Genomic DNA, 15,621 nt, shown 5'->3' on the forward strand with positions numbered 1-15,621 from the left:
GCGCGATGATCCCTGACCCCTCCCCAGACCTGCTCGCCCGGGCGTCCCAGGTGCGCCGCTGCGCCATGGCCCTGGGCCAGCTCAGCGACGACCAGCGGCGGCAAGCCGTGCTGGTGATGGCCGCTGCCCTTGAACGCAACCGCGACGCCATCCTGGCTGCTAACCAGGCCGATCTCAGCGCCGCTGCTGCTGAGGATCTGGCCCCGGCCCTGGTGGCCCGGCTCAAGCTCGATGGCGCCAAGCTGGATGGGGCCATCACCGGTGTGCGCCAGGTGGCCGAGCTGGCCGATCCGCTCGGGCAGCGCCAGCTGCACACCGAGCTGGATGAAGGTCTGGTGCTGGAGCGGGTAACGGTGCCCCTGGGGGTGCTGGGGGTGATCTTTGAAGCCCGGCCCGATGCGGTGATGCAGATCGCCTCCCTGGCGATCCGCTCTGGCAATGGGGCTCTGCTCAAGGGGGGGCGGGAAGCCAGCCACAGCTGCGCGGCCATCCTCACGGCGCTGCGCCAGGGTTTGGCCGAGAGCCAGGTGGCCCCCGATGCCCTGGAGCTGCTCACCAGCCGGGAGGAGAGCCTGGGTCTGCTGAAGCTCGATGGACTGGTTGACCTGATCATTCCGCGGGGGTCCAACGCCCTGGTGCGCTTCATTCAGGACAACACCCGCATTCCGGTGCTCGGCCATGCCGACGGCATCTGCCACCTGTTTGTGGATCGGGCCGCCGACCCGGATCTGGCCCTGAAGGTGGCGCTGGATTCCAAAACCCAATACCCCGCCGCCTGTAACGCGATCGAAACCCTGCTGGTGGATGCGGCGATCGCCCCGGCGTTTCTGCCCCGGGCAGTGGCGGCCTTTGCCGCCGCCGGCGTGGACTTGCGCGGCGATGCCGCCGCCATGGCACTGGGGGTGAGCCATGCCGCCAGCGACGACGACTGGAGCACGGAGTATTCCGATCTGATCCTGAGCGTGAAGGTGGTGTCCGATCTGGATGCTGCCCTGGATCACATCGCCCGGCACGGCTCGCGCCACACCGATGCCATCTGCACCCGGGATGCCGCCACGGCCGATCGCTTCCTGGCCGCGGTCAACAGCGCCGGGGTGTACCTCAATTGCTCCACTCGCTTTGCCGATGGTTTCCGCTACGGCTTCGGCGCCGAGGTGGGCATCTCCACCCAGACCCTGCCGCCCCGGGGGCCGGTGGGTCTGGAGGGTCTGGTCACCTACCGCTACCGCCTGCGCGGCGAGGGCCACATCGCCGCCGACTACGCCAGTGGCGCGCGCCAGTTCAGCCATCGCAGCCTGCCGTTGTGAACGACGCGGTGGGCGGCGATCGCATCTGGGTGCGCGGCTTGCGCCTCTGGGCCCACGTGGGGGTGCTGGATGTGGAGCGCGCCGAGGGCCAGTGGTTCGAGCTGGATCTCGAGCTGGCGGTCGATCTGGCCAGGGCCGGCGGCAGCGATGCCCTCGGCGACACCCTCGACTACAGCCAGCTGATCACGGCCCTGCAGTGCCAGGCCCGAGCGATCTGCTGCCAAACCCTCGAGAATTACAGCGAGCGGATTCTGGATCTGGCTGAGGAGCTCTATGGGCCGGTGCCAATCCGCCTGGAGCTGCGCAAATGCCACGCTCCGGTGCCGGGCTTTGGCGGCGTTGTGGCGGTGGAGCGTCGCCGACGCTGGCTCATGGCACCTGAATTGTGAATCCACCGCGATGGTGGAAATCGGCCTCGGCGGCTGGATGGTGCAGGGCCCAGTAGCTCAGGGTTCCATCGCTGCCTTGGATGACGGCCGTGATGCCAACCTCCAGCCCTGGGCGTTCAACTGAGGTGGCCCCAGTTGCACCAGCTGTTTCAAAAGCTGATTCACCAGTTGTTTCACAACCTGTTTCACAAGCTCTTTCAACGCCTTGTCTTTGCACATCGGGGGGCAGTGGGCAGCGCAGCGTCAAGGTCAGCTGCTGCGTCGTGAAGCCTGCCCCATGCTGTTCCACCTGGAAGAGCAGTTGCTGATAGGCCGGTTCGGGCGTCAATCCCTGCCGGTAGCCCTCCAGGCGGTAGACGTTCCAGTGGCCGGCCGGGGACAGGTTGAATTCCCAGTAGCCGTTGGCTCCCTGGCGGGCCAGGAACAGCTCCAGGCAGGTGGTCTGCCAGAGCAGATCGCGCCGCTCCGGCTGGCTGGCGGGAGCGGGGAGGCTCAGCCGGGCCAGATCGCCCTGGAGTTGGTAGGCAATCTCGAGGGTGTCGGCCTCGAGGGTGCCTGCGGTGAAGCTGAGGTGGCCGCTGATCGTGAAGCTCTCAGGAAGGCTGGAGCCACCAGGCTCCTTGTCTGGACTGCCGCCGCTAAAGGGGATCAGCCGGAAGGGAGTGCTGGTCATCACAGCGCGTCGACGATGGCGCGGATCTCAGCTTCCTGGGCTTCGATGCTTTCGGTGAGCCGAAACTGCACCCGGGCGCGATCGAGGTTGTGGCCGGGCCTGCTGGTGCGGAAGTATGCATCGCCCGCCAGGTGGTCGCTGAAGAAACGCAGGCCGAGCTCGAAGCTGATCAGGCGGGCTGCATCGAAAATGTGGTCGAGGTCGGCAGCGCTGAGGCAGGCGCGGGCCGCCCCCAGGTAGCCCTGAAGCACGGCCCGGCAGAGCTCCAGGTCGAAGCACACCCCCTCGCCATCGCCGGCTTCCTCTCCGAGACGATTGCAGGCGGAGCGCAGGCAGTCACCGATGTCGTAGTGCACGAGCCCGGGCTTCACCGTGTCGAGATCCACCAGGCTCACAGCGATCCCCGTGTTGGCGCAGAGCATCACGTTGTTCACCTTGGGATCGCCATGAATGGGCCGTAGCTGCAGCCGCCCGGCCGTTGCTGCGTCCTCCAGCAGCGGGGCAAGCTTGCGGCGCTGCTCCACAAAGGTGCAACACCACTGGCTCCGATCGCAGAGCTGGTGCAACGTGGACTGCAGGGTGGTGTCGTAGGCGGCTAGATAGCCGGGTGTGATGTGGAACCCGGGCAGGGTGTCGGCCAGCTGCTCGGCGGGCAGATCGCTGATCAGGCTGTGGAACAACCCCAGACCCCGCCCAACCTGCCGAGCCTGCTCCGCGGTGGTGATGGCATCCACTGTCACCGCGTCGTTGACGAAGGTGAGCAGCCGCCAGAACTGGTCCCCCCTCTCCATCCAGGGCTCTCCCGTGTGGCGGTTGGGGATCACCTGGGGCACCTCCCAGCGTTGGCCCGCCATCGGCCGCTGTTGGACGTGGTTGCTGAGCACCTGGAGGTTGCCCATCACCAGCTGGGGCTGGGGAAACACGGCCCTGTTGATCCGCTGCAGCACAAAGCGATCGCCTCCGGCGGTGTCCACCCGGTAGGTGTCGTTGACGTTGCCGTTGCCCAGGGGCGCAATCGCGGTGACGGGCCCGGGCAGGGCAAAGGCCTCGGCGATGGCCACCAGCTCCGGGGCGGCAGCAGCCATCAGGCGGCCACCAGCCCGGAGTGGCGGATCAGGGCCTCACTGCTGGGTTGGCGGCCGCGGAAAGCCTCGAACACCTCCGCTGGAGGGAGGCTGCCGCCCAGGCTGAGCACGGTGTCGCGGAAGCGGCGGCCGGTGGCCACGATCTCTTCTTCCTGCTCGAGCCCCACCTCTTCAAAGGCGCTGAAGGCGTCGGCGCTGAGCACCTCGGCCCACTTGTAGGAGTAGTAGCCGGCCGAATAGCCGCCAGCAAAGATGTGGCTGAAGGCGCAGAGAAAGGCGTCTTCGGGGATGGGTTCGAGCACTGTGGTGGTGCGGGCGAGGTCGCGGCGCAGCTGCTCCGGGCTCTGGCCGCAAGCCGGCGTCCACTGGCTATGCAGGCGCAGGTCGGTGAGGGCGAAGTGCACCTGCCGCAGGGTGGCGCTGCCACCCATGAAGGTGCGCGCCGCCAGCAGCTTCTGATAGTCCGATTCCGGCAGGGGTTCACCGGTTTGCCAATGGCGGGCCATGCCCATCAGGGTGGCTCGGTCGTAGCACCAGTTCTCCATGAACTGGCTCGGCAGCTCCACCGCATCCCATTCCACGTTGTTGATTCCGGCGGCCTGCGGGCGCTCCACGGTGGTGAGCATGTGCTGGAGCCCATGGCCAAACTCGTGGAAGAGGGTTTCCACCTCGTCGAAGGTCATCAGGCTGGGGGTGTCGCCCACCGGCGGGCTCTGGTTGCAGATCAGGTAGGCCACGGGCAGCACCGCTTCGCCGGCATGGGTGCGGGAGCGACCGAGGCACTCATCCATCCAGGCACCACCGCGCTTGCTGCCGGGGCGGCTGTAGGGATCGAGGTAAAAGCCTGCCAGGGCTTGGCCGCTGGCCCCATCGAGCACGCGGAAATAGCGCACATCGCTGTGCCAGATGGGCGCCTCGCCATCGGCGGCAACGATGCGGATGTCGAACAGGCGCTGGCAGAGGCCGAACAGCCCCTGCAGCACCTGCTCCAGGGAGAACCAGGGCCGCAGGGCTTCGCTATCGAGGTCGAAGCTCTCTTGCCGCAACACTTCAGCCCAGTAGCTCACATCCCAGGGTTTGAGTGCCGCGGCCTCGTCGGCGCCATGGCGGGCGGCGCAGGCGGCAAGGGCCTCCAGCTCCTGCTGGGCGGCGGGATAGGCGGCGGCTCGCAGGTCGTCGAGCAACGCTTCCACCTCCGCCACTGAGCCGGCCATCTTCGAGGCGAGGCTCACCTCGGCCCAGTTGGCATAGCCCAGGCGCTGGGCCTGCTCCAGCTTCAGCTGCAGGATCTGCTCGATCAGGGGATGGTTGTCGAGCTCGCCCGTGGAGGCCCGGCTCACCTGGGCGCGGTACACCTGCTCGCGCAGGTCGCGGCGCTGGCTGTATTTGAGGAACGGCACCACCCGGGGCATGTCGAGTCCAAGCCGCCAGCCGCTCTCGCCAGCATCCCGGGCGGCCTGGGCCAGCAGCTCCCGCAAACTCGCCGGCAAGCCGGCCAGGTCGGTCTCACTGGTGAGGGTGAGACTCCAGCCATTGGTGGCATCGAGCACGTGGTTGCTGAAGGTGGTGGCCAGCTCGGCCTGCCGGGCGCTGGCGGCATTGAAGGCCTCCTGCTCCGCTCCCTCCAGCCCGACCCCGCGCAGGCGCATGTCGCGCAGCTCGGCCTCCAGGATGCGGCGCTGGGTGCCATCGAGGTTGGCGGCGTTTTGCTGCAGGGCTTCGAGGGCGCGGTAGATCGGCCGCGACTGGCCGGCGCGGTTGCCGAATTGCACCACGGCGCCCTGCTGCTGCTGGTGGGCCGTCCGCAATTCGGGGGTGTTGCAGACGCCATTGAGATGGCTCACCACCCCCCAGCTCCAGCGCAGGCGCTCGCCGAGATGGTGCAGGGGATCCATCAGCTCGTCCCAGGCGAGCGGAGTGGCCTCGGCCAGCCTCTGCTCCAGCTTGGTTTCCAGGGCCGTGAGTTCACTGTTGAGGGCATCAAGCAGGGCGGGGATGCCCTGCTGCACCTGCTCCGGTGTGATCGCCTCAAACTGGGGCAGACCCTGGCCAGCCAGCAGTGGCAGCGAAGCGCTCACGGTCATGGGTGCGATCGGAAGTGCCTCCATTTCACCCGATTGGAGCGGGGTGGCGTGGTTCAGCCCAGGGCGGTCAACCGGCCCACGGCGAGCAGGGCGGTGGAGCTGAGCTGCTCGGCCAGGGCATTGGTGGACGCCTCATAGACATCGATCGCCAGCCGGGGCCAGAAGCCAATGGCCAGGGTCGGCACCAGCAAGGTCAGACCGATCAGCAGTTCGCGCGGGCGCATGTCGCCCACCATGGCCAGTGCCGGAATCCTGGGGCCAAAAAACACGCGGCGGCAGAGGCTGAGCAGGTAGATGGGCGTCAGCACAAGGCCGATGGCCGCCAGCACGATCGTGATCACGCGGAAGCCGATGGTGAAACCGTCGTTCGCCGTCACGCCGAGAAACACCGTGATCTCACTGACAAAGCCGCTCATGCCAGGCAGGGCCAGTGAGGCGAGGGAGCTGGCCAGGAAGAAGGCGAAGGTGATCGGTAGAGCTTTGGCCAGGCCCCCCATGTTGGGGATCGACAGGGTTTCGGTGCGCTCGTAGAACACACCGGTGACAAAGAACATGGCGGCGGCGATCAGGCCATGGCTGATCATCTGCAGCATGGCGCCACTGAGGCCGAGGGCATCGATCGCGCCGATTCCCACCAGCACGAAGCCCATGTGGCTCACCGAGCTGCAGGCGATACGGCGCTTGACGTTGTCTTGAGCGAAGGCGTTCAGCGCCCCGTAAATGATGTTGACGATGCCCAGCACGATCAGGGCTGGCGCTAGCTGCAGGTGGATCTCCGGCAGCATCTGCACGTTGAAGCGCAGCAGGGCATAACCGCCCATCTTGAGCAGCACCCCCGCCAGCAGCATCGACACCGGCGCGTTGGCTTCGCCGTGGGCATCGGGCAGCCAGGTGTGCAGCGGGAACACCGGCAATTTCACGCCGAAGCCCACCAGGAAGCCCAGATAGCAGAGCAGGCCGAAGGTGCCTCCAGGGGACCGGGTGGAGAGCTCCGAGAGGTTGAAGGTGAAGGTGTCGCCAGAGAGGGCGAGGGCCAGGCCGCTGAGCAAGATCAGCAGGGAAGCTGTGGCGGTGTAGAGGATGAACTTGGTGGCCGCGTATTGGCGTTGCTTGCCGCCCCAGATGGCGATCAGCAGGTAAACGGGTACCAGCTCCAGTTCCCAGGCGAGGAAGAAGAGCAGGAAGTCTTGGGAGAGAAACACCAGGCCCTGGGCCGAGGCCTGCACCAGCATCAAACCGAAGTAGAGCCGGGTTTTGCGCTGGATGTTCCAGCTGGCCGCAACCGAGAGCAGCGTGACCACGCCAGAGAGGAGCACCAGAGGAGCGGAGAGGCCATCGGCTGCCAGGGACCACTCCAAGCCAAGGGCTGGCACCCAGCTGACCCGCTCCACCAGTTGCAGGCCACTGTCGGAGCCGTCGTAATGCTGGCTGAAGCAAATCAGCATAAGAGCCAAGTCGACCCCCAGGGCCCCCAGGGCCAGGGTGCGCGGCCATTTCGGATCGCTGCCATCTCCTGGCAGCAGGGGCATCAACAGGGCGACCGCCGCCGGGAGCAGCACGATCAGGCTTAACCAAGGAAACGCGCTGTCCTCGGTGGGCAGGGCAAGGCTGGACGCGGCGAGCAGGGGCAGGTTGGCGTCCATCACGGCCCGGTTGCAGATCTGGTAATTCCCAGGGCAGGACCGAGATCGGACCCTGTTGGAATCGGCGATGAATCTATCAGTCGCCCCAGGGGAGTTGAGTAAAAATACTTAGATCGCTGGATTCAGCTGGGGGCTCCGGCCGGTTGATCGGGCAGCGCTTCCCAGCGGCTCCCCTCCTGCTGGAGTGGCAACACCTCGGAGCGCGATTCCACGCCGGCCTGGTGCCAGGCCCGCACCATTGCCGTGCTCACCGCTTCGGCCACGGGCTTGGGGCAGAGGGCCAGCAGGCTGGGGCCGGCGCCGCTGATCACGCAGCCCCAGGCGCCAGCGGCCAGAGCCGCTTCTCGCACGGCCTTGCCGCCATGGATCAGACCCCAGCGGTAAGGCTCATGCAAGCGGTCGTGCATGCCATCGGTGATCAGGTCGCCGTTGCCGGTGCGCAGCCCCTGCAGCAGCAGCGTCAGCGATCCCAGGTTGATCACCGCATCACCCACCGGAATCGACTTGGGCATGGCACGGCGGGCTTCGCTGGTGGTGAGCCGGATGGCGGGGATCGCCACCACGGCCTGCACCTCCGGCGACCACTCGCAACGCACCACCCGCCAACGGTGGGAAGCGGCTTTGGCGGTCATGCACAGCCCGCCCACCAGGGAGGGCACCACGTTGTCGGGATGGCCTTCGATGTCGATGGCCAGTTCCAGCAGCTTCTCGCGGCTGAGGGGCTCGCCCACCAGGGCGTTGGCGCCGATCAGGCCAGCCACAATCGCCGTGGCGCTGCTGCCCAGGCCACGGGCCGGTGGCACGGCCAAGCGCACCCGGGCCTCGAGGGCTACCGGCTCCTCACCGGCTTCCTTCCACACCCGTTGGGCGGAGCGATACACCAGGTTGTCGGGGCCCCCGCGCAGGTGGGCGCCCTCGCTGCCTTCGATGATCAGATCGAAGCGCTCACTGCCACCCTCGATGCAGCGCATCTGGAAAACGTTGTCGAGATCAAGAGCCGCTCCGAGGCAGTCAAAGCCAGGGCCCACATTGGCTGTGGTGGCGGGAACGTGAACCACAACCCCTTGGCCGACCCGGGGGCGCACCATGCAACAACGTCTGCTCGACCCAGTGTCTCAGGCCGCCCAATCTCAGGCCACCAGCATGCGCGCTCGGCAGGCGGCGCTGAACTGGCCGATCGCGGCATCGAGTACGGCGGTGATCGGCATGTCGGCCAGCACGGCAGCGAGGCGTCCCTTGCGCAGAAAGGCCTCCGTGAAACCGGGCGACTGGAGGGCCGCCAGCAGTTTTGCGGCGGTACCGCCGGCCAGCCACACCCCGCCGCGGCTGAGGCCGGCCAGGGCGAGATCGCCGCAGACACTGCCGTAACAGCTGATCCAAAGTGCCAGGGCTTCGCCCGCCAGGGCATCGCCCCGGGCGGCGGCTGCGGCCACTGCCGCTGGTAAGGCGTCTCCATCCACCAAGGCGCTGAGGGGATGGCCGGCGTCCGGGTGGCGACTGGCCAGCAACCAGCGCGCCACCTCGCCGAGCCCCGTGCCACTCACCACCCGCTCAATCGACACCCGCTCCAGACCGCGTGCAGCGGCCAGCCATTGCTTGAGCTCCCACTCCGCCTGGCTGCGGGGGGCAAATTCGCCATGGGCGGCTTCGCTGGCCATCGCTACCAGGCCTGTGGGCGTCGGCACCCCGTAGGCCACCCCCAGGCCCGTTCCCGCCCCCAACACCAGCAGTGGCGCTTCGGGCCGAGGTCGCCCCGGACGGATCGGGGCCTGCTGGTGCTCGGCGAGGTGGGGCAGCCCGTAAATCAGAACAGCGAAATCATTGACCAACGCGACCTGGCCGATCCCGGTTGCGCTCGCCAGCAGTGCCTCGTCCAGCTGCCAGCTGAGGTTGGTGAGCTGGGCTTGCCCCCCCTCCACCGGCCCGGCCACCGCCAGGCAGGCCGCTGCCGGGGGCTGGTGGGATCCGGCAGCCAGGAAGGCACGCACCATGGGCGCTAGATCGTCCCAGTCGGCCGATGAATAGCGCTCGCTGCCCAGCAGGCTCAGGTTGCCTTGCTCCCCTAGCGCGTAGAGCGCCAAGAGGGTTTTGGTGCCACCGATGTCGCCGGCCAGCAGGGTGGTCATGGCTGTGCGCTGAGCCCCAGCCCTGCGGCGCGGTGGGCATTGGCACCCGTCGCGGCCGCGAGCAGATCGGCCACGGACGCGCTGCCCAGATCCCCATCGCGGCGGCTGCGCAGGCTCACCTGGCCGCTTTCGGCCTCTTTGGCGCCGATCACAGCCAGCACAGGGATCTTCATCTGCTCGCCGTTGCGGATCAGCTTGCCGAGGCGATCGCCGGAGTGGTCGATCCTGGCGCGTACGCCCGCGGCGTTGAGCTGGCCGAGGAGCTCCTCGGCGTAGGGCATCACCTCATCGGTGACCGGCAGCAGCCTGATCTGCTCGGGGGCCAGCCAGAAAGGGAAATCGCCGGCATAGTTCTCGGTCATGATCCCGAAGAACCGCTCCAGCGAGCCGAAGATGGCGCGGTGGATCATGATCGGGCGCTGGCGCGTGCCATCGGCGGCCACGTACTCCAATGCGAAGCGCTCCGGCAGGTTGAAGTCGAGCTGGATCGTGGAGCACTGCCACATCCGGCCGATGGCGTCTTCGATTTTGAGGTCGATCTTGGGGCCGTAGAAGGCGCCGCCGCCCTCGTCGATCTTGTAGGCCCAGCCCTTGCGGTTCAGCGCTTCGATCAGGCCCTGGGTGGCCAGTTCCCACACGGCGTCCTCGCCGATCGATTTCTCCGGCCGGGTGGAGAGGTTGATCTCGTAATTGCGGAAATCGAAGGTGCTGAGGATCTGCTCGGTGAGATCGAGGATGCGCAGGATCTCATCGCTGATCTGCTCCGGAAAGCAGAACACGTGGGCGTCGTCCTGGGTGAAGCCGCGCACCCGCATCAGCCCGTGCATCACGCCGGGGCGTTCGTAGCGATACACGGTGCCCAGCTCGGCCCAGCGGATCGGCAGCTCCCGGTAGCTGCGCAGGGTGCTGGCGTAGGTGAGCACGTGGAACGGGCAGTTCATCGGCTTGAGCTGGTATTGGCGCTCATCCACCTGCATCGGGCCAAACATGCTCTCGGCGTAGAAGTCGAGGTGGCCGGAGGTCTTCCAGAGGCTGATGTCGGCCACGTGGGGCGTGTACAGAAGCTCGTAGCCCGCTTTGAAGTGCAGATCCCGCCAGAGGTCTTCGATCAGCAGGCGCATGCGGGCACCGCGCGGATGCCAGAACACCAGGCCAGCGCCGGCCTCATCCTCGATCGAAAACAGGTCCAGATCGGTGCCCAGGCGCCGATGGTCGCGGCGTAGGGCTTCCTCCTTGCGGCGCTTGTGTTCGGCCAACTGCTCAGGGGTTTCCCAGGCGGTGCCGTAGATGCGTTGCAGCTGGGCCTTGGTTTCATCGCCGCGCCAGTAGGCGCCCGCCACACTTTCGAGCTCAAACGCCTTGGCGTTGAGCTCGCTGGTGTTGGCCACGTGGGGGCCGGCGCAGAGGTCCCACCACTCCTCGCCGAGGGTGTAGAGGCTGATGGGCTCCTGGATGCCCGCGAGGATTTCGAGTTTGTAGGGCTCGTTCTGGGCCTGGATCCGGCTCTCGGCCTCGGCCCGACTCACATCGATCCGCTCGAGCGGCAGCTTCTTGTTGATGATCCGGATCATCTCCTTCTTGATCGCCTTGAGGTCGGCCTCGGTGAAGGGATCAGGGCTGTCGAAGTCGTAGTAGAAGCCGCTCTCGGTCCAGGGGCCGATGGTCACCTGGGCCTTCGGGAAGAGCTTCTGCACCGCCATGGCCATCACGTGGCTCATCGAGTGGCGGATGCGAAGCAACCGCTCGCTCTCGCTGGTTTTGGGCAGGGCGATCGGTGCGGGCTCGGCGCTGCTGGTGGTCACGGGCACGGGCACAGATCGCGCGTCGATCAAGGGCGAGGGACGATCCTACGCAGCGCTCCTAGGCTGAATCGATGGGTTCCTCCTCTCCCCCTCCAGCCCCGGAATCATCTGGGGCACTGCTTGATCAGCTGCTGGGTTCCCTGCTGGGCGACTTCAGCACCTGGTTTGAGCGCGGGCTGGTGCTGCTCGACCACTGCCCCGAAACGGTGATGCCTGAGGAGCAGCAACATGAGCTGCGGGCCCGGCTGGAGCTGGCCCGTAAAGAGCTCTCAGCTGCCAGCAGCCTGCGCCAGGCTGCCCCGATCCCGATGGCCCTGGAGATGGAGACCCTGGCGCCTTGGCACAAGCTGGTGCTCACGGTGTGGAACCTGTCGGCCAGTCTGCGGATGCAGGGCGTGCCCCTGCCGGAGATGGAGTGGCCCGCCGGATTGCCCCTGCCAGGGGCGCCTGGATCCAGATTCTCTGAGGAGCCGTCGCAGTAGAGATGCGGAGCTCGCGACGGCTGCTCAGCGCGGAGCAACGCAACCTGGCCCTGGCCTATGGCCTCTGGGCCCTCGGTTGCCTGGGTGTGTGCGGCGTGCACCGCTTTTACAACCGCAAGCCCCTCAGCGGTGTCCTCTGGCTGCTCACCTTCGGCTTCTGCTTTGTGGGTCAGCTGGTGGATCTCTGGCTGATGCCGGAGTTGGTGCAGCAGGCCAATGCGTCCCTGCTGCTGCGGGGCGGTCCGCCATCGGTGGAGCGCCAGCTGGTGCAACTGGCCCGCCGCAGCGGTGAAGCCGGTTTCACCCTCAACGACGCCCTCCTGGAGATGGACCTGCCTCTGGGCGTGGAGAGTCGCGAGGTGCGTGAGGAAATTGAACGCTTGCTGCACGCCCAGCTGCTCGATGTCGCCAACGACCCGCGGGGGCGGGTGATTTACCGGGAGCCGTGAGCATGCGCCGCCCCACGCTGGTGCGCGCCGCCGGGATCGCGGCTGCCACCACGGTGCTCGCACTGGCGACCAGGGCCGGCGACGGCCGCGCCCTGCCTCTGGGGCTGTGGCGTTGTCCGGTGCGTCAGCTCACTGGAATTCCCTGCCCCACCTGCTATCTGACGCGGTCGGTGCTCGCCACCCTGCAGGGCGACCTGGCTCAGGCGCTGCATTGGCATGCCTTCGGGCCGCTGCTTGTGGCGCTGACGGTGGGTCTGGGCGTCTGGGTGGCTTTCGGCGGCCGTTTGTCTCGGCGCCCACTGCTCCAGGGAGCCGTCGTGTTGGCGGCGCTGGCGGTTGGCTACTGGTTGCTGCGGCTCTGGGGCTGGAGCCATGGCCAGCCTTTGCCGCCTTGACATGGCTGTCGGTTTTCGGCTCAAACCAGCAGCGAGGGGTAGATAAGTGGGACGCAGCGTGCGACGAGCGCTTGCGTCACACTGAGTCTCAGTTGAATGAATGGGGGAGGGGATGCCAGCAAGCCATGGTTCAGGTGCAGCTCAGCTGCGCGGCAGGAAACCCAGGGCCTGGCGGACCCGCTCCAGGGTTTCGTTGGCCACCGCAGCTGCCTTGGCCTCCCCCTCCCGCAACACGGCTGCCACGGCACCGCTGTCCTGGCGCCACTGCGTGTAGCGCTCCTGCAACGGGCGCAGCGCTTCAACGGTGGCTTCCGCCAGCAGCGGCTTGAAGCTGCCCCAGCCCATGGCGGCGCACTCCTGGGTGGCCTGATCGCGGGTCTTGCCAGCCATCAGGGCGTAGAGGCCCAGCAGGTTGTCCGCTTCTGGTCGCTCGGGATTGCCAAACTCCAAACCCATGGTGGGGTCGGTTTTGGCCCGTTTGATCTTCTTGGTGATCAGCTCGGGAGGATCGAGCAGGCTGATCCGTGATCCCTCGTTGGGATCGCTCTTGCTCATCTTGGCGCTGCCATCGGTGAGGCTCATCACCCTGGCCCCCTCGCGCAGGATCAGGGGTTCGGGCACTTTGAGCACCGGGATCGGCTCGCCACTGGGGTCCCGCGGAGCAAAACGGGCGTTGATGCGCTGTTGGGCGATGTCGCGGGCCAGCTCCAGGTGCTGCTTCTGGTCTTCGCCCACCGGCACCAGATCGGCGTCGTACAGCAGGATGTCGGCGGCCATGAGCACCGGGTAATCCAGCAGCCCCACCGACACCTGATCGCCCTGTTTGATTGCCTTCTCCTTGAACTGGATCATCCGCTCCAGCCAGTTGAGCGGGGTGACGCAGTTCAGCAGCCAGGCCAGCTCGCAATGGGCGGCGACGTGGCTCTGCACGAACACCGTGGCGCGCTGGGGGTCAATGCCACAGGCCAAATACAGGGCTGCGGTCGTGAGGGTGTCCTCCGCCAGCCGTGCCGGGTCGTGGGGCACCGTGATCGCGTGCAGGTCGACCACGCAGAAGTAGGTGTCGTGGCTGTCCTGCAGGTCCACCCAGTTGCGGATGGCCCCCAGCCAGTTGCCGAGGTGCAAGGCCCCGGTGGGCTGGACCCCGGACAGAACCCTCGGCCGTGGCATGGGTCTCAGCTCTCGGTGCTGGTGTCGCCAGATGCGCTGACGGGTGCGTCCTCGGCAGCTTCGACGGCCGCATCAACCACGGCTTCGGCGTCGGTTTCGGCGACAGCTTCAACCACCTCGGGCGCCGGGGCCGGCGGCTTGCTGGGCCGGGCAAAGGGATCGATCCGGGGGGCGCGATCCTGACGGTCGCCACGCACTTCACCCGATCCGGGTCGGCGGTCGCCGCGGGGACGATCACCACGGGCGCCTTCGCCACGAGGCCCATCGCCACGGTTGCCTGCCTGGGCCCGTTGTTGGGCCACGAGCTCATCGAGTTGGCCGTCTTCAAGCAGTTGGGCCACGGTGCGGATCGCCAGGCCAAGGGCCGCCACCGTGGAGCGCAGGCCAAAGCTGTCTTGGATCGCCCTGGCAGCGCGCATTTCGTTGTCGCTCAGCCGGATGCGGAATCCGCCGGGTTCCCGGTTTCCGGGCGGGCGGCCCCCACTGGGACGTCCCCCCCGGTCGTCGCGGGGTTGGGAAGAGGTGGTGTCGTCGGCCATGGCCGCAGCCTTTGCAGTCAGGCGCAAGTGTGCCGCATCGGCTGGCCCAGGGGGGCTAGCCAGTGCAAGCTGTGGGCCTCCCGTTGACCGCCGCGGGCGAGCACGATCAACGGCAGGGCCCGCGTCACACCGGGCTCGCACTGACGCCGGTAGGTCTCCAGGAATTGCAGATAGCTCTGCAGAGTCCAACCGTGGTTGCCCCGGTCCTGGTGGTTCCAAAAGCGGCGCAGGGCGTCCTGGCAGGCCGGCTGGCCGAATTCCTGCCAGCAGCGCACCTGGGCAGACCAGGCCGGTTGGCCGGCGGCGATCCAGGCGCGGTAGCGCACCAGCTCGGGGGCTTCGCCGCTGGCATCCGGTGGCAGCACCGTGGCCAGCTGTTCCACAGGCACCCGTTGCAGCCGCAGCCAGCAGCGCTCGAGCAGGGCAACCGGCAAGGATCCGCACCAGCCCTGGGCAGCCTGGAGCTCAGCGCTCCAGGTTTCCACCAGCACCCGCTGCCGCAAGGTCAGCGCCTCGAGCAGCTCAGCCATGGGTCCCCTTGAAGGTGATCGCCGCACTGGCGTATTCACGCGGTTCAAGGTGAATGGTGCAGCGCACCCTGCCGAACTGGTCCTGCAGGTGCTCCTCCACCAGCTCTGTGATCCGGTGGGCCGTGGCCAGGTCCGTCGCATCCACCACCATGTGCATGTCGATGAACACCTGCTGGCCCAAGACACCCCGGCTGGCGATGTCATGGCAGTTGAGCACCCCGGGCACGTTCATGGCCACCTGGTGGATGGCTTCAGGGGCGATGGCGATCTGGTCCACCAACTGGGGCAGGTTGGCGCGCAGCACCCTCCAGCACACCCGCACCAGCAGCAGGCAGAGGGGGATGGCCAGGGCGACATCCAGCCAGTTGAGCTTCAGCCAGACCGCCCCACTCAGACCCACCAGCACCACAACAGTGGTCCAGATGTCACTGCTGGTGTGGGTCGCATCGGCTGTCAGCAGGGCGCTGCCAAGCCGCCGGCCTTCCTCGCGCTCATAGCTGGCCAACAGGATGTTGAAACCCAGCACCAGCAGCAGCACCACCAGCTCCTGGCCCTCCAGCCGCAGGGGCTGAAGACCACCCCGCAGGCGCTCGACGGCGGTTTGGAGAATTTCAAAAGCGGTGAACAGGATGAAGGCCGCAATCGCCAGCGCTCCGATGGCCTCGTACTTGTGGTGGCCGTAAGGATGGTCGCGGTCGGGTTCGGGATCCGACAGGCTGTTGGTCAGCAGACCAAGCAGGCTGGAGAAACCGTCGGTGGCGCTGTGCATCGCATCAGCAAGGATCGCCAGCGATCCTGTGAACAGGCCGAGCACAACTTTCAACAGCGTCATGCTGACGTTGACCACCAAGGCCACCAGCAGCACGCGTTGTACCTGCTGGCGGTGGTCCTGCTGGGCCGCCGGCTGCCGTTGCATCCTGTCGCGGTTGTCGCTCAACCCTGGAGCC

The 15,621-nt window shown here is 67.0% G+C and carries 16 protein-coding genes; 5 read left to right on the forward strand and 11 right to left on the reverse strand.

The annotated features are described in order from the left end of the window. Positions 1–5 precede the first annotated feature (5 nt). Entirely contained in the window at positions 6–1,307 is a 1,302-nt protein-coding gene (locus CJZ78_RS03355; protein ID WP_094559633.1) for a glutamate-5-semialdehyde dehydrogenase, read from the forward strand. Further along, positions 1,304–1,696, forward strand: a complete 393-nt coding sequence (locus tag CJZ78_RS03360; protein WP_233128452.1) for a dihydroneopterin aldolase — start codon at positions 1,304–1,306, stop codon at positions 1,694–1,696. Before CJZ78_RS03355 ends, CJZ78_RS03360 begins: the two co-directional genes overlap by 4 nt. Here CJZ78_RS03360 and CJZ78_RS03365 read toward each other — a convergent pair. From CJZ78_RS03365 to thrS, 7 genes are all read right to left on the reverse strand, one after another. Then, positions 1,677–2,369 (reverse strand): DOMON-like domain-containing protein, encoded by a 693-nt coding sequence (locus CJZ78_RS03365; RefSeq protein WP_094559500.1) that lies wholly within the window; start codon positions 2,367–2,369, stop codon positions 1,677–1,679. The genes CJZ78_RS03360 and CJZ78_RS03365 overlap by 20 nt on opposite strands. After that, the gene (locus CJZ78_RS03370; protein WP_094559501.1) at positions 2,369–3,454 is read right to left on the reverse strand and encodes a phosphotransferase enzyme family protein; all 1,086 of its coding nucleotides are present in this window, start codon (positions 3,452–3,454) and stop codon (positions 2,369–2,371) included. Before CJZ78_RS03370 ends, CJZ78_RS03365 begins: the two co-directional genes overlap by 1 nt. After that, positions 3,454–5,538 (reverse strand): M3 family metallopeptidase, encoded by a 2,085-nt coding sequence (locus tag CJZ78_RS03375; protein ID WP_094559502.1) that lies wholly within the window; start codon positions 5,536–5,538, stop codon positions 3,454–3,456. The genes CJZ78_RS03370 and CJZ78_RS03375 overlap by 1 nt, the downstream gene beginning before the upstream one ends. 53 nt (positions 5,539–5,591) lie before the next feature. After that, positions 5,592–7,181 (reverse strand): NAD(P)H-quinone oxidoreductase subunit 4, encoded by a 1,590-nt coding sequence (locus CJZ78_RS03380; RefSeq protein ID WP_094559503.1) that lies wholly within the window; start codon positions 7,179–7,181, stop codon positions 5,592–5,594. Positions 7,182–7,303: 122 nt separating this feature from the next. Continuing rightward, positions 7,304–8,269 carry a homoserine kinase gene (gene thrB / locus CJZ78_RS03385; RefSeq protein WP_094559504.1) on the reverse strand — a complete coding sequence of 322 codons (966 nt, stop codon included), beginning with the start codon at positions 8,267–8,269 and terminating at the stop codon, positions 7,304–7,306. A 42-nt stretch (positions 8,270–8,311) separates the two neighbouring features. Next, on the reverse strand, positions 8,312–9,307 hold the full coding sequence (gene glk / locus CJZ78_RS03390) for a glucokinase (protein WP_094559505.1): 996 nt from the start codon (positions 9,305–9,307) through the stop codon (positions 8,312–8,314). Further along, the gene (thrS, locus tag CJZ78_RS03395) at positions 9,304–11,025 is read right to left on the reverse strand and encodes a threonine--tRNA ligase (protein WP_233128473.1); all 1,722 of its coding nucleotides are present in this window, start codon (positions 11,023–11,025) and stop codon (positions 9,304–9,306) included. The genes glk and thrS overlap by 4 nt, the downstream gene beginning before the upstream one ends. Before the next feature lie 155 nt (positions 11,026–11,180). Between thrS and CJZ78_RS03400 the strand changes: the two genes are divergently transcribed. Genes CJZ78_RS03400 through CJZ78_RS03410 form a run of 3 tightly spaced genes read left to right on the forward strand, consistent with a single transcriptional unit; the run spans position 11,181 to position 12,435 of the window. Then, entirely contained in the window at positions 11,181–11,591 is a 411-nt protein-coding gene (locus tag CJZ78_RS03400; protein ID WP_094559507.1) for a DUF2605 family protein, read from the forward strand. Between the two features lie 2 nt (positions 11,592–11,593). Then, positions 11,594–12,040, forward strand: coding sequence for a TM2 domain-containing protein (locus tag CJZ78_RS03405; protein WP_094559508.1), 447 nt, complete (start codon positions 11,594–11,596; stop codon positions 12,038–12,040). Between the two features lie 2 nt (positions 12,041–12,042). Continuing rightward, positions 12,043–12,435, forward strand: a complete 393-nt coding sequence (locus CJZ78_RS03410) for a DUF2752 domain-containing protein (RefSeq protein WP_094559509.1) — start codon at positions 12,043–12,045, stop codon at positions 12,433–12,435. Positions 12,436–12,576: 141 nt separating this feature from the next. Here CJZ78_RS03410 and trpS read toward each other — a convergent pair whose 3' ends face one another. Genes trpS through CJZ78_RS03430 form a run of 4 tightly spaced genes read right to left on the reverse strand, consistent with a single transcriptional unit; the run spans position 12,577 to position 15,590 of the window. Continuing rightward, complete coding sequence (gene trpS, locus CJZ78_RS03415; protein ID WP_094559510.1) at positions 12,577–13,605, reverse strand: tryptophan--tRNA ligase; 1,029 nt, start codon at positions 13,603–13,605, stop codon at positions 12,577–12,579. A 5-nt stretch (positions 13,606–13,610) separates the two neighbouring features. Next, positions 13,611–14,144: a hypothetical protein gene (locus CJZ78_RS03420; protein ID WP_094559635.1), complete on the reverse strand. Its 534-nt coding sequence runs from the start codon at positions 14,142–14,144 to the stop codon at positions 13,611–13,613. 17 nt (positions 14,145–14,161) lie between these two features. Then, entirely contained in the window at positions 14,162–14,674 is a 513-nt protein-coding gene (locus CJZ78_RS03425) for a hypothetical protein (RefSeq protein ID WP_198953833.1), read from the reverse strand. After that, entirely contained in the window at positions 14,667–15,590 is a 924-nt protein-coding gene (locus CJZ78_RS03430) for a cation diffusion facilitator family transporter (protein WP_094559511.1), read from the reverse strand. Before CJZ78_RS03430 ends, CJZ78_RS03425 begins: the two co-directional genes overlap by 8 nt. Positions 15,591–15,621: the final 31 nt, after the last annotated feature.

The organism is Synechococcus sp. 8F6, assembly GCF_002252665.1.
Classification (GTDB): domain Bacteria; phylum Cyanobacteriota; class Cyanobacteriia; order PCC-6307; family Cyanobiaceae; genus Cyanobium_A.

Excerpts from the sequence above, each read along its gene's own strand:
- CJZ78_RS03355 (WP_094559633.1), top strand. The coding sequence starts at position 6 with ATGATCCCTGACCCCTCCCCAGACCTGCTCGCCCGGGCGTCCCAGGTG.
- CJZ78_RS03365 (WP_094559500.1), bottom strand. The coding sequence starts at position 2,369 with ATGACCAGCACTCCCTTCCGGCTGATCCCCTTTAGCGGCGGCAGTCCA.
- CJZ78_RS03370 (WP_094559501.1), bottom strand. The coding sequence starts at position 3,454 with ATGGCTGCTGCCGCCCCGGAGCTGGTGGCCATCGCCGAGGCCTTTGCC.
- CJZ78_RS03375 (WP_094559502.1), bottom strand. The coding sequence starts at position 5,538 with ATGACCGTGAGCGCTTCGCTGCCACTGCTGGCTGGCCAGGGTCTGCCC.
- CJZ78_RS03380 (WP_094559503.1), bottom strand. The coding sequence starts at position 7,181 with ATGGACGCCAACCTGCCCCTGCTCGCCGCGTCCAGCCTTGCCCTGCCC.
- thrB (WP_094559504.1), bottom strand. The coding sequence starts at position 8,269 with ATGGTGCGCCCCCGGGTCGGCCAAGGGGTTGTGGTTCACGTTCCCGCC.
- glk (WP_094559505.1), bottom strand. The coding sequence starts at position 9,307 with ATGACCACCCTGCTGGCCGGCGACATCGGTGGCACCAAAACCCTCTTG.
- thrS (WP_233128473.1), bottom strand. The coding sequence starts at position 11,025 with ATGAGCCACGTGATGGCCATGGCGGTGCAGAAGCTCTTCCCGAAGGCC.
- CJZ78_RS03400 (WP_094559507.1), top strand. The coding sequence starts at position 11,181 with ATGGGTTCCTCCTCTCCCCCTCCAGCCCCGGAATCATCTGGGGCACTG.
- CJZ78_RS03405 (WP_094559508.1), top strand. The coding sequence starts at position 11,594 with ATGCGGAGCTCGCGACGGCTGCTCAGCGCGGAGCAACGCAACCTGGCC.
- CJZ78_RS03410 (WP_094559509.1), top strand. The coding sequence starts at position 12,043 with ATGCGCCGCCCCACGCTGGTGCGCGCCGCCGGGATCGCGGCTGCCACC.
- trpS (WP_094559510.1), bottom strand. The coding sequence starts at position 13,605 with ATGCCACGGCCGAGGGTTCTGTCCGGGGTCCAGCCCACCGGGGCCTTG.
- CJZ78_RS03420 (WP_094559635.1), bottom strand. The coding sequence starts at position 14,144 with ATGGCCGACGACACCACCTCTTCCCAACCCCGCGACGACCGGGGGGGA.
- CJZ78_RS03425 (WP_198953833.1), bottom strand. The coding sequence starts at position 14,674 with ATGGCTGAGCTGCTCGAGGCGCTGACCTTGCGGCAGCGGGTGCTGGTG.
- CJZ78_RS03430 (WP_094559511.1), bottom strand. The coding sequence starts at position 15,590 with ATGCAACGGCAGCCGGCGGCCCAGCAGGACCACCGCCAGCAGGTACAA.